This window comes from Streptomyces sp. NPDC107498, from assembly GCF_055582805.1.
Genome location: NZ_JBVJPE010000002.1, coordinates 277,227 through 291,787, shown reverse-complemented (window position 1 = coordinate 291,787; position 14,561 = coordinate 277,227). Strand labels below are relative to the sequence as shown.

Sequence of the window (14,561 nt, the reverse complement as noted above, 5' to 3'; positions counted from 1 at the left end):
TTTCTCGCGCTTCGGACCCGGTTCCCCGGGCGCCCGGGAATTCACGAAGGATTCGTCGCGGCGCGCACTCAGGCGGTCGACTTCACGAGGGTGAGCAGACGCGCGCCGTAGGCGAGGGTCTCGGACACCGAGTCGATCCTCATGCCCGCGGCGACCGCGAGTTCCCGCCACTGGGCGTAGGTGCGCTCGCGCCCCCCGAAGTAGGCCATCATCCGGATGTCGCCGCTGGTGAAGCCCGGGTCCGGCTTGGCGGGCGACTGGTCGGCGCACTCGACGAGCAGTACGGAACCGCCCGGCTCCAGCGCCTCCGCGCAGTGGCGCAGGATGCGTACGGCGTCGTCGTCGGACCAGTTGTGCAGGACGAACGACAGCGTGATCAGGTCGGCCGTCACCGGCAGCGGGTCGAAGAAGCTGCCGTCGACGACGGTGACCTTGCCGGCCAGACCGGTCTCCTCGAACTTCGCCCGCGCCCGGGCCGCCGGGCCGGGGAGCTCCAGCAGGGTGGCACTGATCCCGGGCTCCTTCGCGAGCACGGCGGCGATCAGATCGCCGTCGGCGCCGCCCACGTCGAGGAGACGGCGCACGCCGGACCAGTCGTACCGCTCGACCGCCTCGCCGAAGATGCGCTGCTGGCCGTGGGCCATCAGGTCGTAGAAGGTGGCGCCGAGGAACGCGTCGCCCGAGACGTCGTCCCAGAACTCGGTGCCGTACCGCTTCCCGTAGACGGAGCCGCCGTCGCGGACGGCGTCGAAGAGGTGGACGAGCGAGAGGTCCGCCCGTCCGATCATGTGCGTCGGATCCAGCCAGCCCGCCTGGGACACGGGGTGGCCGTGGGCGAGCAGTTCGCCGAGGGCGGTGGGTGCGTAGCGGCCCGGTGCGGTCTCCGTCAGCACCTCGACGGCGACCAGGTGCCGGATCACCCTTCCCAGCGTCTCCCGGTGGGAGTCGGTGGCCTTCGCGAGCGCGTCGAGGTCGTCGAGGCCGTCCTGGATGTGGTCGACGAGCCGGAGGTTCGCGGCCACCCGCAGGGCCATGGGGGTGACCAGGTCGGCGAGCCGCATCAAGGTGGCGAACTCCGGGGGGAGCCCGGCGACGGCGGTGGGGGACTTCGGTTCGTCCTGGGACATGTGCTTCTCCGATCGACGGGGCCGGTGTGAGGTGCTGTCAGGGCGTGCTGCGCGGCACGGGTGCGGCGGTGGCTCAGCCGCTGTGGGCGGGGCCGAACCACCGGGTGAGCGCGGACCTGAGGGCCGCGGTGCCGAGGTCGGTGTCGGTGCCGGTGGCGGGCGCGGGGGGTGCCGTCCAGACGACGTGGCCGTCGGGGCGGATCAGTACGGCACGGGGGGCCGGGACGTCGCCGATCACCGGATACGTCCACCGCCCGTCCGGGCACTCCGCCTCGGCGAGGTCCACCCGGTCCGTCCAGCCGTCGAGGGCGGTGCGGAGGCCGGGCCGGCCGGTGAGGTCGAGCAGGACGGGGCGTCCGGAGTGCATCAGCTCGAAGACGCGCGTCCGCCCGGTGGGCGTCTTGATGTCGAGGTCGGGCATCCGGCGGCCGAGGGCGGGATGGCCGTCGCCCACCGCGTAGTGGACGTCGAGCTGCGTACAGGCCCCGCCCAGGCGCCGGTTGACGTCCTCGGACCCGACGAGGGCGCCGAACACCTCCCGGAGCGCTTCCGTCTGGGCGTCCGGGCGCCACAGGGCGGTCTGCGCGCGGATGTTGACGAGCATGCGCCCGGTGGCCCGGTGCCGTTCGGCGTGGTAGCTGTCGAGCAGCTCCTCGGGGGCCTGCCCGCGGACGACGGCGGCGAGCTTCCAGCCCAGGTTGACGGCGTCCTGGAGGCCCAGGTTCATGCCCTGCCCGCTGGAGGGGAAATGGATGTGCGCGGCGTCTCCGGCGAGCAGGACCCGTCCCTCGCGGTACCTGTCGGCCTGCCGGGCGGCGTCGCTGAAGCTGCTGAGCCAGTGCGGGCTGTGCATGCCGAAGTCCGTGCCGGCGATCCTGAGGCACGCCTGGCGGAGCGTCTCCAGGGTCACCGGGGCGTCCCGGCTCGTGACCTTGTCGAACTCCATGGTGATCACCCGGTGGACGCCGGGAAGGTCGGAGTCGAAGATCATGAAGGAGCCGTGCTCCCGTCGGCCCTCGGGACCGAAGACGATCCCGGCGGGCGGCTCGGCGAGCACGACGTCGCCGAGCAGGGCGGTCACCGTCGCCGGTGTGCCGGGGTAGTCGATGCCGGCCAGCCTGCGCACCGCGCTGCGGCCGCCGTCGCAGCCCACCAGGTAGTCGGCCCGCAGGAGTTCGGGGCCGTCGGCCCCGGCGATCCGGACCTCGACGCCGGTCCCGTCCTGGTGCAGCCCGACGACCTCGGCGGAGCGGCGCAGCCGCACGCCCAGCTCGTTCGCGCGCTCCTCCAGGAGCTGCTCGACCCGGGACTGGTGGAGGGCGAGGGCGTACGGATGCCTCGTCGGGAGGCTCGTTATGTCGAGGGGGATGAAGGAGAAGTGCGCGAGCGGCCCCGTCCGGCCGGCCGCGAGGAACCGGTCGGCGATGCCGCGCTGGTCGAGGAGCTCGACGCTCCGGGCGTGGAGGCCACCGGCCCGTGACTCGCCGTTCCGTTCCGCGAGCCGTTCCAGTACCAGTACGTCGATGCCCGCGAGCCGCAGCTCGCAGGCGAGCATCAGTCCGGTCGGGCCGGCACCGGCGATGATCACATCCGCCACAGGAAACCTCTCTCGTTCCGCCGTCGGCCCGCGGCCAGGCGCCGGGGTCCGCGGCTCTGCGACCGTGGTGGGGTGGGGGAGGCCGCCGATCGCCCGCGGCCTCGGGGGGAGGCCGGCGACGACCGCCGGTCCGGGGGACCCGGCGACGACCGACGGCCCGGGGGAGGCCGCCGATCGCCCGCGGCCTCCCGTCGCCCCTATCGGAAGTCGGCCGCGTGGTCGGCGGCCCACTGGTCGAACGTGCGTGCCGGGTGGCCGGTGACCTCCTCGACCGTCGGCGAGATCTCCGCCGGCACCCCGACCCGCCCGGCGTGGAACCGGAGGGTCGTGTCCGCGAGTTCGGCCGGGACCCCGTTCCGGAGCATCCGCTCGCGCGCGGTCGCCGGCGACACCTCCTCGTACCGCACCGGCCGGCCGACGGCCTTGCCGATCCGCCTGGCCTGCTCCGTCTGGGTGAGGGGCTCGGGCCCGGTCAGGTGGTACCTCGCGCCCGCGTGTCCGTCCGTCAGCAGCGCGCGGACGGCGACGTCCGCGATGTCGCGCTCGTCGACGAGGGCCATCTCCACCCCGGCGTACGGGCCGCGCACCACACCGTCGGCGCGGATCTGCGGTGCCCACTGCAAGGTGTTGAGGGCGAACGCGCAGGGCCGGAGCAGGGTCCACTCCAACCCGGACGCCTCGACCTCCCGCTCGGCCTCCTTGTGGTACGCCACGATCGCGTTGTCGCCGCCGTCGGTGTCGTACCGGACGGACGCCGAGGAGAGCAGGACGACGCGGCGCACCCCGCGTTCCCCCGCGGCGGCGAGGACGGGGCCCGCCGTCCCGGGGGAGGGGAAGAGGAACAGCGCGGAGACGCCGTCCAGCGCCCGCGCCACCGTCTCCGGCCGGGTGAGGTCACCGCCCACCACCTCGGCCCCCGCGCCGAGCCGGGCTCCTTCGGGGCGGCGGGTCAGGGCGCGCACCGACCCGCCCGCGGAGAGCAGGCGGTCGACGACGTGACGACCGACGTTCCCGGTCGCTCCGGTCACCAGAAACACGGGCACCTTCCTTCCGGCGGCCTCCGCGGGCCGCCTCCGTTTCGTCATTCCGCACGTGACCGCTCCCTCAGGCTGGCGAAGCGGCCGCCCTGGAAGATCAGCGGACGTGCGTCGGCCCCCAGGGACCAGTCCTCGGCCTCGGCGATCACCAGGTGGTGGTCGCCCGCGACCTGGACCGTCCTGATCCGGCAGTCCAGCCAGCCGAGTCCGTCCGCCGCCACCGGGCGCCCGGCGGGGGAGCGGGCCCAGTCCCGGCCGGCGAACCGGTCCGCGCCGGGTGCGGAGAAGGCGCGGCAGACCTCCTCCTGCTCGTCGCTGAGGATCGAGACGGCGAAGCCGCCCGTGGCCCGGACGGCCGGCCACGTGGTCGAGGTCAGCGCGGCGCAGAACGCGACCAGGGGCGGATCCAGCGACACGGAGGTGAAGGAGTTCACCGCCATGCCGACCGGTCCGCCGTCCGACTCAGCGGTCACCAGCACCACTCCGGTGCCGAAACATCCCAGGACGTCGCGGAAACTGCGCTGGGTCAGCACGGTCGGATCCCTTCCCGGGGTCAGCGGAACGCGTCGGCGTTGTCGCGCGCCCACTCGGCGAAGGTGCGCGCCGGCCGTCCCGTCACCGTCTCGACGGTGGGCAGGGCCCGGGTCTCCTCGGGGGTGGGGCTGCCGAGGAACTCCAGGGTGGCGGCCACGATCTCGGCGGGCATGTGGGCGGCCATCTGCCGCGCGGCCTGCTCCGGATCGATCTCCTCGTGGCGCAGCGGGCGGCCGATGGCCTCGCCGACGGCCGCCACCTGTTCGACGGGGGTGATCGGCCGGGGGCCGGTGAGGGCGTAGGCGGCGCCGGCGTGCCCGTCCCGGGTGAGCGCGGTCCGGGCCACGGCCGCGATGTCGCCGGAGTGGATGGCGGGCAGGGCGACGTGGGCGTACGGGGTGCGGACCACGTCGCCGGCCGCGATCTGGGACCGCCAGGAACGGGTGTTGGAGGCGAACTGGCCCGGACGCAGGACCGTCCATTCGAGGCCGGACTTCCGCACGGCCTCCTCGGCCTCCTGGTGCACCCGGCCGACGAAGGAGTCGGGGCGGGTCTCCACGGCCATGGAGGACAGCAGCACGACCCGCCGCACCCCGGCCCCGGCCGCCTCTTCGAGTACGGCGGCCTCGTTCCCGGACATCATCAGGAAGAGGGACTCGACGCCGGCGAAGGCCCCGGCGAGCGACCGGGGATCGCCGAAGTCGCCCCGGACCACGTCCACGTCGGCCGGGAGCGCGGCCCGTGACGGATCGCGGGTGAGCGCGCGGACGGGGACGCCCTCGGCACGCAGTCGGCGCAGCAGCTCGCCGCCGACGTTGCCCGTGGCTCCGGACACCAGAATCATGAGGTCGCCTTTCGGAAGGAGTCGGTGTGGTCGGCCACCCACTGGGCGAAGGTCAGCCCGGGCCTGCCCAGGAGGGGGTCGACGGGAGAGATCTCGTGCGGGTGGCCGACGAGCTTCGCGAACATCGTCAGCCGGGCCTCCACGGCGTGCGGGGGGACGCCGGCCCGGAGCCACTCCTGTCGGGCCTCGTCGTGCGTGAGTTCCGTGAAGCGGACCGGTCGGCCGGTCACTTCGCCGATGATCCGTGCCCGGTCGGCGTAGCTGAGCGACTCGGGGCCGCTGAACAGGGGGGTGGCCCCGACGAGTTCGTCGGTGAGCAGGGCGCGTGCGGCCACCGCCGCGATGTCGCGTTCGTGGACGGGGGCGGTGCGCGCGTCCCCGAAGGGCGAACGGGCGACGCCCTCGGTCCTGATCCTCTCGGCCCACTCCAGGGCGGTGGCCGCGAACCCTCCGGCGGGACGCAGGAACGTCCACTCCGCACCGGTCTCCTCGATCTGGCGTTCCAGCTCCCGGTGTTTCACGCCGATCTTGTTCCTGGGGTCGTCGTCGAGGACCGAGTAGGACGACAGGGCGACGATGCGGCGGACCCCCGCCGCCTTCATCCGGGCGATCGGTTCGGCGGAGCCGCCCGGAAACGCGTTCATGACGAAGAAGGCGGAGGTGACGCCCTCCAGGGGCAGGTCGGCGGTGGCGGCCACCTCGACCCCGACGGGCAGGTCGGCCCGGTCCGGGTCGCGGCTGAGCGCCCGGACCTTGCGGCCCGCCGCGAGGAGTTCGTCCACGAGGGGCCTGCCGACGTGTCCGGTGGCTCCGGTTACCAAGATCATTGCTGTCTCCTTCAGGAGGGTCCGACGAGACCCTGGAGGTGCATGGTGTAGGCGAGGCCCGCGGGTTCGAACTGCATGACCGCGTGGCTGGCGACCGAGCGGACGTCCCGCCAGTACCGTCCCAGCGGATGCCCGTCCCCCTGGGCCCTGGTGCCCCCGATCCGCAGCAGCCGGTCGGTCGCGTCGATCAGCATCTGGAGCGCCAGCGCGCAGTCCCTGCGGTTGCGGAGCGCGAGCCCCGGCGGCACGGCGGCGCCGTCCGCGACGGCGGAGGCCCGCTCCAGCAGCAGCTGGGCGGCGTCGATCTCCCCGGCGGCCCGGGCGAAGTCGACCTGGTAGGGCTGGCCGGCCGCGGCCCGCGGGCCGGTCGGAGGGACCGCCACGAGCTCCTCGGCGACGGCGAGCGCGGCACGCGCGGCGCCCAGGACGGGAGCGACGAACATGATGCCGCTCACCGCCGGGTTCGACAGCTGGGCGCGCCCCGGCAGGCCCACCGTCACGCCCCGCATGGCGTCCTCGCGCAGACAGGTCCGGTGCTCGGGCACGAACACGTCGTCCAGGACGAGCGTGTGGCTGCCGGTGCCGCGCATGCCGAGGGAGGACCAGGTCCTCTCGTACGTGTACTCCGCGCGCGGCACCGCGAAGAGCCGCATCGGCTGCCCGCCGGACTGCGGGCCGGGGGCGGGACCGGTCAGCAGCGCCCAGTCGAAGTGCTCGACGCCGCTGACGTAGGTCCAGGACCCGGAGAGCCGGTATCCGCCCTCCACGGGGACGGCGGTGCCCAGCGGCTTGAAGACGATCCCGGCCGTCACGTCGGGGCCGTCGGCCCAGATGTCCGCCTGCCCCTGCTCCGGCAGGCAGCACACGTACCGGGCGGAGTACGCGGCGACACTGGCGAGCCAGGCCGTCGAGGGGCACTCCTCGGCCAGTTTCGCCACCGCCGCGGTCAGGTCCGCGTGGCTGAGGTCGGGCCCTCCCCAACGGGCCGGCACCCGCCAGCGGGCGAACCCGGCGTCCACCACGGCCCGGATCACCTCCGGGCTCACCCTGCCCTCCGCGTCGGCCCGCTCGGCCTGCGCTCCGGCCAGCTTGCCGAGCTCGTCCAACGCCGCCTGTGTCTCTGTGGAGAGTGACATGCCGGTTGTCCTCCTTCTCACGCGCCGTCGGGGACGGGCGGGATGTTGTGGTTGAGGCGGAACAGGTTGTGCGGGTCGTGGGCGGCCTTGAGCTCGGTGAGCCGCCGGTGGTCGGACTCGGGGAAGGCCCGCCGGACGTGCTCGGGGCCGGAGTCGTGGTCGAACAGGAACCCGGGCAGCACGGTGCCGGTGTCCCAGGGCTTCAGCCGCGCCATCACCTCGTCCGCGGCCCGGCGCACCGCCTCCTCCTCCCCGGCGGGGGCGGGCATCCGCAGCCACAGGTGGAACGCCGCGTCCCTGGCGCCGACGGCGTGCGGACGCCGGGGCGGCCGGCTCAGCGCCCCGCCGAGGTGGCGGAGTTCGAGGCCCGGGAACGGCCCCTCGGGCACCGCCGGGTCGATGAACGAGACCAGCGTGTCCACGGCCGCGTCGTCCAGACCGTCCAGCAGCGCGCTCCGGAAGTGGACCCTGACGGGGTTCTTCGGGTCGTGGTGCATCTCGGTGATCCGCGCGTACGGCATGGCGGCGCAGGTGTCGTGCTCGGGGCCGAGCGCGCGCAGCGGTTCCACCAGCCGGGCGCCGCTCGTCGCGTCACCGGTGTGGACGACGTGCACCTGCACGAGCGAGCGGCCGCGGAGCTCCTCGGGCAGCTGGGGCACGTCGGGGAGCCGCAGCAGCGTCACCGAGGACGACATCTCCTCCGGCTGCTCCCCGGCCCACGCCAGGTAGGACCGCACGACGTGCGCCGCGTGGGCGGGATCCTCGCCGGGGAAGTGGAGCTCGCCCCCGTAGACGGTCCGCAGCGGCAGCAGGTCGATCTCGGCCGCGGTCACCACGCCGAAGTTGCCGGTGCCTCCCCGCACCGCCCAGAACAGGTCGGGTTCCAGGGTCGGCGAGACGGTGCGGACGGCGCCGTCGGCGGTGACCAGGTCGAGGGAGCGGACGTGGTCCGCGGCGAAGCCGTGGGTGCGGCAGGTCAGGGGCAGTCCGCCGCCGGTGAGGTAGCCCATCACCCCGACCCGGTCGGAGGAGCCGCACAGCGGTGCGAGGCCGTGCTCGGCCGCGGCCGCGAGCACGTCGCCCCAGCGCAGCCCGGCCCCGATGCGGGCCGTCCGGGTCCGGGGGTCGACCGACAGTTCGCGCAGCTCCCGCGTCGAGACGAACACGGCGCCGTCGGCGGGCACCGACCTCCCGTGCCCGGTGGACTCCACCGCGACCGGCCGGTTCGCCGTGGCGGCGAACCGGACGGCGGCGGCCACGTCGTCGGCGTCGGCGGCGACGACGACGCCGGCGGGACGGTGCTCGACGGTGAGCAGCCAGCCGGAGGTCGCCTCCTCGAATCCGTCGTCGCCGGGGTGGAGCGTGCGGCCGCGGATCGGCGCACCGAGGCCCACCACGTCGTGCCAGGGCGCCGGCGCGTCGGCGACGCGTTCGCCCGCGGACTCGGCGGTGGTGGTGTGCACCCGCACGCCGTCGGGGGTGTGGATGTGGGCGGTGCCGGTCCCGGTGTGCGTGTCGCCGTCGAGGCGGGCGTCGACGTGCGCCCGGAGGTGTCCCGCGTGGCCGCTCGACGGGGTGAAGGTCTCCGTCAGTTCGTACGAGAACCGGCCCGCCCCCTGGGCGGCCCAGGTGCCGGTGCCCACGGTGACGGGGGTCCGCAGGGCGATCGTCCCGTCCGGCGCGAAGGAGATCGTGTAGGGGTCGGTCCGGCCGTCGTGGCGCACCGCGCCGGTCCAGACGCCGACGGGGCCCGGGCCCGCGTCGGTCTCGGGATTCGTGTCCGGCATGTCAACCATCCGTCCTCTCCGGGGACTTCGCCGGGTCGGCCGCCTCCGCGAGGGGCGGAGGACCCGGCAGGGGGGTGTGGCGCAGCAGGGTCGCGGCCGCCACGGCCAGCAGGACGGCCAGGACGGCTCCGACGAGCGCCGTGGTCTGGAGGCCGTGCACGAACGCCTCGCGGGCCGCGGACAGCAGCCGCAGGCCGTCGGCGGCCGGCAGGGCGCGGGCGACGTCCACCGTGGCGGCGAGGGTGTCCTCGGCCGCGTCGCCGACGGAGGCGGGCAGCCCCGCCGGGAGCGTGTCGGCCAGCCGGGCCCGGTACACCGCGAACCCGAAGCTGCCGATGAGCGCGATCCCGAGGGCGCTGCCGAGCTCGGAGCCGGTCGCGCTCATGCCGGACGCGGCACCGGCCCGCTCGGGCGGGGCGGCTCCGACGATCATTCCGGTGCCCAGGACGGTCAGCGGGCCGAGGCCGAGGCCGATGACGGCCGTTCCGACCACCGCGAGGACGAGGTCGGAGGGGCCGTCGACGCGGCTCAGCAGCACCATGCCGAGCGCGGCCACCACCAGGCTGCCGGAGAGCAGGGTGCTCAACCTCGTCCGTCCGGCGAGTGCGGGCCCCGCCATGGAGCCGACGAAGACCCCGAAGGTGATCGGCAGCGACCACAGCCCGGCCTGGACCGGGGACAGCCCCCGGACCAGCTGGAGGTACTGCAGGACGAGGAACTGCGAACCGGCGGCGAGCAGGGTGGCGAGGACCACCATGCCCAGGGCGATGCCGAACAGCCTGTTGCGGAAGAGCGAGAGGTCGACCAGCGGCTGCCGCAGCCGGCGCTGACGGGAGACGAAGAGCGCCGCGAGGGCCAGGCCGGCGACGAGGGCGGCGCCCGACACGGGGCCCGGCCCGTCCTGGGCGATGCGCTTGATGCCGTAGACCAGGGCGAGCATCCCGACGACGGACACGACGGCGCTGGGGAGGTCCGGGCGCGCGACCGCGCGGTCCCGGTACTCGGGCAGCACCAGCGGGCCGAGGACGACGAGCAGCACCATCACGGGAACGCCGAGCAGGAAGACGGAGCCCCACCAGAACCACTCCAGGAAGGTGCCGCCGACCAGGGGGCCGATCACGGTGCCGACGCCGAAGAAGCCGGTCCACGCCCCGATCGCGGTGCCCTGCTGCCTGGGGTCCCGGAACATGATCCGGATCAGGGAGAGGGTGGAGGGCATGAGGGTGGAGCCCGCGACGCCCAGCAGCGCCCGCGCGGCGATGAGCATCGCCGGGTCGACGGAGAAGGCCGAGACGGCGGAGGCCGCCCCGAACGCCACGGCGCCGATCAGCAGCAGCCGTCGGCGTCCGATCCTGTCGCCGATGGCGCCCATGGGGATGAGGAAGCCGGCGATGAGGAAGCCGTAGACGTCCACGATCCACAGCAGTTCGGTGGTGCCGGGCCGCAGGTCGGCGGTGAGCGTGGGCAGGGCCAGGTGCAGGACCGTCAGGTCCATGGCGATGAGCATGGTGGGAAGCGCGAGGACCGCGAGCCCCAGCCACTCCCTTCGGGTCGCCCGCGGCGGTGCCGCCGTACCGGCGTCGGTACTCAAAGAAGGGTCTCCTTGCGTTGTCGTCGGCCGGCCGCCGGGTCCCGGGGCCCGGGGCGGGGCCCGGATCGGGACGGACGGGCGGCGGCGGGTGTCAGGGGCGCACGTCGCGCCAGTCCGCGAGCGTCCCCGCGGCGAGGGCCGCGCGCAGCCCGGGGGCGTTCGCGTCCTTCTCCGAGATCAGCGGGGGCTCGGCGTACCCCCAGGGGAGCGCCAGGTCGGGGTCGAGGGGGTCGATGTCGATCTGCGTGCCGGGCACGTACGCCGTGGAGACCACGTAGCAGACGCAGGCGTCGTCGGTGAGCGACAGGAATCCGTGCCCGACCCCCTCCGGCACGTACACGCACCGCCCCGATCCGGCGTCGAGTTCGGTCACGTGGTGCGCGCCGAAGGCGGGCGAGCCGACCCGCAGGTCGACGACGACGTCGCGGACCGCCCCGCGCACACAGGTGACGTACTTGACCTGTCCCGGTGGTACGGCCACGCCGTGCAGGCCACGGAGGACGTTGCGGCGGGACACCGAGTAGTTGATCTGCTCGGGCCGGAAGGGGCGTCCGGTGACGCCCTCGACCAGGTCGGAGCGGAACGCCTCGAAGAACGCGCCCCGTTCGTCGGGGATCCGGCGCGGGGCGAACACGAACGCGCCCGGCACCCGGGTCTCGATCACGTCCACGCGCGGCTCAGACCCGGGTGCGGTACTGCGCGGCCATCCGCTCCAGCACGGGCACGATCTCCCCGGGGCCGGGAGCGGCGGTCATGTCGGCGTACACGGCGGCGGTCCCCCGCCGGAACGACGGCTCGGTGAGCATCCTGGACAGCTCGTCGCCCACCCGGGCCGCGGTCAGCCCCTCGCCGGGGAGGACGACGCCCGCGCCCTTCGCCTCCAGGTAGCGGGAGGTGCTCAGGGCGCTGCCCAGCTCCTCCCTGACGATCATCTGGGGCACCCGGTGCGCGGCCGCCGCGAAGAAGGTGCCGAAGCCGCCGTGGTGGATGACGGCCGAACAGGTCGGCATGAGCTGGGTGAGCGGGACGTAGTCGAGGAGCCGGACGTTGTCGGGGACGCGCACGTCCTTCCCCAACTGGTCCGCGTTGACGGTGGCGACCACCTCGACGTCCATGCCGGCCACCGCGTCGAAGGCGGCCACGACCCGCGCGTCGGGGCCGTCGTGGACGGTGCGCCCGGTGACGCCCAGGGACAGGCACACGCGGGGCCGCGACGGCGGCCGCGTCAGCCAGTCCGGCACCGGGTCGGCCCCGGTGTACGGCACCCACCGCATCGGGATCCGTCGCAGCCCCGGGGGGCCGGGCAGCCGTGTGGGGATCGGGTCCACGGTGAAGTCCCCGAGCAGCAGCTCCTCGGAGAAGTCGTGGCCGAACCGCCCGAACACCGGGGCCAGGAGCGCGGCCAGCGGATCGGTGGCCGGGCCCACCCCGGACGTCGGGTCGTCCATGCGGGCGACCAGACGGTCGCGGAGCCAGCCGAGGTAGTCGGGGCCCCACATCAGCCGGGCGGACGCGGCCCCGGACTCGCGGGCGGCGACCGCCCCCACGGGACAGGCCGGATCCCAGACCACCAGGTCCGGTGACCAGCCGCGGGCGAACTCGACCAGGCCGTCGGAGAGTTCCTGCCGTCCCTCCTCGTCGGGGTGGTACCGCTTGTTGGCGGCCACCATGTAGAAACGGGTCGCCCGCCAGAGCCGGTCCTCCTCGGAGCCGGGCTCGAAGCCGAGCGCGTCGCCGAAGCGGTCCAGCTCCGCGTCGGTGACCGGCGCGGGAGGCGAGGTGCGCTCGCCGATGTCGACCGCCGTGAGACCGGCCGCGGTGATCTGCTCGACCAGGCCGGTGCTGCCGGCGACCCGCACCTCGTGCCCGGCGCTCTGGAGCGCCCAGGCCAGCGGGACGCTGGGGTACAGATGGGCGGTCAGGGGGGCGACCGCGATGAGTATCCGCATGTGAATGGCCCTACTTGTCATCGGTGAACGGCCTTACGTGGCGTGGTCGCCGGTCTCTCCCGGGGGCGTGCCGCGGGTCCAGACCACCTCGAACGCCAGCCGGGTGAAGCGCCAGCCGGCGTCGGTCCGCACCGCCTCGCCCTCGAAGCGGTCCCCGACCTGGAAGGGCTCGGGGGCTCCCGTCGTCCCGGGCGGACGGCGCGGTGTCGCGGTGCAGGGGTGCAGATGGGTGGCGATCAGGCTTCCGCTCACCCGCGCCCGGTCCCCGTCGATCTCGACGAGGTGACCGGCGGCGACGTGGTGGGTCCGCCGCCACTTGCCCATCATCCCGGCGGTGAACCCGGCCATGCCGGCCACGCCGTCGTGGCCGCCCCGCGCGAACCGGAACCGGCCGTCCTCGGTGAAGACCGACCGGGCCCAGGCGTCGTCGAACTCCGCCGCGTCCAGGCCGGCCAGATAACGGTCGACGAGCTCCCGCACGTCCATCCGGTCGGTGAGCAGGCCCAGTCGGCCCGCGTCGTCCGCCATGTGTGCTCCTCCTCCGCTCTCAGCGCGCCGGGACGGCGGGGGCGCCGAACCAGCGGTGCAGCGCCTCGGTCAGTTCCCGCTCCCGCCCGCCGGGGGCCGCCCAGGCGACGTGCCCGTCGGGCCGCACCAGCGCGGCGTCCAGCCGGGGGACCGAGGGGTCGACGACCGGTTTCGCGGTCACCACGTCGACCCGGTCGGCCCACGGCCGCGCCGCCTCCCGCAGGGAGGGGGCGTCGGCGGCGTCGAGGAGGAGACCGCGCCCGCGGCGCAGCAGCGGGAAGACCGTCGTCGTCCCCGCCCCGCCGACGAGGTCGAGGTCGGGCATGCGCAGACCGAGCAGCGGGTGGTCCCCCGGGCCCATCGGGTAGCGGATCTCCAGCCCGCTGACCATGGCGGCCAGGTGCCGGTGCACGACCTCGTGCTCGACGAGCTCGCCGAGCACGTCCCGGAGCGGCTGCATCTCGGTGCCGCCCAGGAAGAGCAGCCCTTGGGCGCGGGTGTTGTTGAGGAGTCGCTTCCCCACCGCGTGCCGCTCCTCGTGGTACGTGTCGAGCAGGGCGTCGGGGGCCCGGCCGCGCACCACGGCGGCGAGCTTCCAGCCGAGGTTGAAGGCGTCCTGGACGCCGGTGTTCATGCCGAGCCCGCCCGCCGGGAGGTGGACGTGCGCGGCGTCGCCCGCGAGCAGCACCCGCCCCCTGCGGTACTCGGTGGCGAGCCGCGTGGCGTCGCCGAAGGCGCTCACCCACAGTGCCTCTCCGTGGCCGATGTCCTCGCCGGTGAGCCGCTGCCACCCGGCGGCGACCTCCCGGAACTCCGGCGGACCGGTGCGCCGCCGCGGGGGCGCGGTCCGTTCGCACACCACGATCCGGTCCACCCCGTCGCCGAGGGGGGCCGCCATGGCGACGCCGTCGGGCAGCCACTCGCCGATGAAGCGGGGCCGGACGGCGCAGCCCCGTACGTCGGCGAGGAGGAGTTCGAGGGTGGCGGGCGTGCCGGGGAAGTCGAATCCGGCCAGCCCGCGCACCGTGCTGCGACCGCCGTCGCACCCGACCACGTACCGCGTGCGCAGCCGCCGGGGCCCGTCGGGTCCCTCGACCCGCACCTCCACGGTCTCGCCGTCGTCGGTCAGACCGACGACCTCGTGGCCGCGGTCCACGTCGCAGCCGAGCTCGGCGACCCAGTCGCGCAGCATGGCCTCGGTGCGGACCTGCGGCAGGTTCACGACGGCCGGGCGGGCCCGGGGCACGACGCCGAAGTCCAGCGGCAGCCCGCCGAAGTGGCCGCGGGTGGTGGTCTGCAGCGCGGTGCCCTCCGCGTCGAACCGGTCCACGAGGCCGCGCTGGGCGAACACCTCCATGGTCCTGGGGGTGAAGCCGAGCCCGCGTGACGCGGTGGTCGGTTCGGACAGCCGGTCGAGCACGACGACACGGACCCCGGCGAGGCGCAGTTCCCCCGCGAGCATGAGCCCGGTCGGACCGGCGCCGACGACGACGACCTCCGCGTCGATTGCGGCATCCATCAAAGGTCTCCTGTTCGGATTCCGGGCTCCGCCCGGGAAACGGATGGGCGCCCCTTCCGCGCCGGGCGACGGCCGGCTCCCCGGT

Annotated in this window: 13 protein-coding genes; all 13 read right to left on the bottom strand. The window is 74.6% G+C overall.

Features of this window, described 5'->3' with window-relative positions:
• Positions 1–68: 68 nt before the first annotated feature.
• The 13 genes from ACZ66Z_RS04560 to ACZ66Z_RS04500 all read right to left on the bottom strand — a co-directional run bounded on the left by ACZ66Z_RS04560 (position 69) and on the right by ACZ66Z_RS04500 (position 14,476).
• Positions 69–1,127 carry a methyltransferase gene (locus ACZ66Z_RS04560; RefSeq protein ID WP_469932512.1) on the bottom strand — a complete coding sequence of 353 codons (1,059 nt, stop codon included), beginning with the start codon at positions 1,125–1,127 and terminating at the stop codon, positions 69–71.
• 73 nt (positions 1,128–1,200) lie between these two features.
• Positions 1,201–2,724, bottom strand: a complete 1,524-nt coding sequence (locus ACZ66Z_RS04555; RefSeq protein ID WP_469932511.1) for an FAD-dependent monooxygenase — start codon at positions 2,722–2,724, stop codon at positions 1,201–1,203.
• 197 nt (positions 2,725–2,921) lie between these two features.
• Entirely contained in the window at positions 2,922–3,761 is an 840-nt protein-coding gene (locus ACZ66Z_RS04550; protein ID WP_469932510.1) for an SDR family oxidoreductase, read from the bottom strand.
• A 44-nt stretch (positions 3,762–3,805) separates the two neighbouring features.
• Entirely contained in the window at positions 3,806–4,294 is a 489-nt protein-coding gene (locus tag ACZ66Z_RS04545) for a flavin reductase family protein (RefSeq protein WP_469932509.1), read from the bottom strand.
• A gap of 20 nt (positions 4,295–4,314) precedes the next feature.
• On the bottom strand, positions 4,315–5,139 hold the full coding sequence (locus tag ACZ66Z_RS04540) for an NAD(P)H-binding protein (RefSeq protein ID WP_469932508.1): 825 nt from the start codon (positions 5,137–5,139) through the stop codon (positions 4,315–4,317).
• Complete coding sequence (locus ACZ66Z_RS04535; RefSeq protein ID WP_469932507.1) at positions 5,136–5,966, bottom strand: NAD(P)H-binding protein; 831 nt, start codon at positions 5,964–5,966, stop codon at positions 5,136–5,138. The genes ACZ66Z_RS04540 and ACZ66Z_RS04535 overlap by 4 nt, the downstream gene beginning before the upstream one ends.
• An 11-nt stretch (positions 5,967–5,977) precedes the next feature.
• Positions 5,978–7,102, bottom strand: a complete 1,125-nt coding sequence (locus ACZ66Z_RS04530; RefSeq protein WP_469932506.1) for an acyl-CoA dehydrogenase family protein — start codon at positions 7,100–7,102, stop codon at positions 5,978–5,980.
• A 17-nt stretch (positions 7,103–7,119) separates the two neighbouring features.
• Positions 7,120–8,889, bottom strand: a complete 1,770-nt coding sequence (locus ACZ66Z_RS04525; protein WP_469932505.1) for an FAD-binding oxidoreductase — start codon at positions 8,887–8,889, stop codon at positions 7,120–7,122.
• Position 8,890: 1 nt separating this feature from the next.
• Positions 8,891–10,480: an MFS transporter gene (locus ACZ66Z_RS04520; RefSeq protein WP_469932504.1), complete on the bottom strand. Its 1,590-nt coding sequence runs from the start codon at positions 10,478–10,480 to the stop codon at positions 8,891–8,893.
• Between the two features lie 91 nt (positions 10,481–10,571).
• A complete protein-coding gene (locus ACZ66Z_RS04515; RefSeq protein WP_469932503.1) occupies positions 10,572–11,150 on the bottom strand; it encodes a dTDP-4-dehydrorhamnose 3,5-epimerase family protein in 579 nt (192 codons plus the stop codon).
• 7 nt (positions 11,151–11,157) lie between these two features.
• Positions 11,158–12,429: a nucleotide disphospho-sugar-binding domain-containing protein gene (locus tag ACZ66Z_RS04510; protein ID WP_469932502.1), complete on the bottom strand. Its 1,272-nt coding sequence runs from the start codon at positions 12,427–12,429 to the stop codon at positions 11,158–11,160.
• 33 nt (positions 12,430–12,462) lie between these two features.
• Positions 12,463–12,957, bottom strand: a complete 495-nt coding sequence (locus tag ACZ66Z_RS04505; protein ID WP_469932501.1) for a nuclear transport factor 2 family protein — start codon at positions 12,955–12,957, stop codon at positions 12,463–12,465.
• A gap of 19 nt (positions 12,958–12,976) precedes the next feature.
• On the bottom strand, positions 12,977–14,476 hold the full coding sequence (locus ACZ66Z_RS04500) for an FAD-dependent monooxygenase (RefSeq protein WP_469932500.1): 1,500 nt from the start codon (positions 14,474–14,476) through the stop codon (positions 12,977–12,979).
• Between the last annotated feature and the right edge of the window lie 85 nt (positions 14,477–14,561).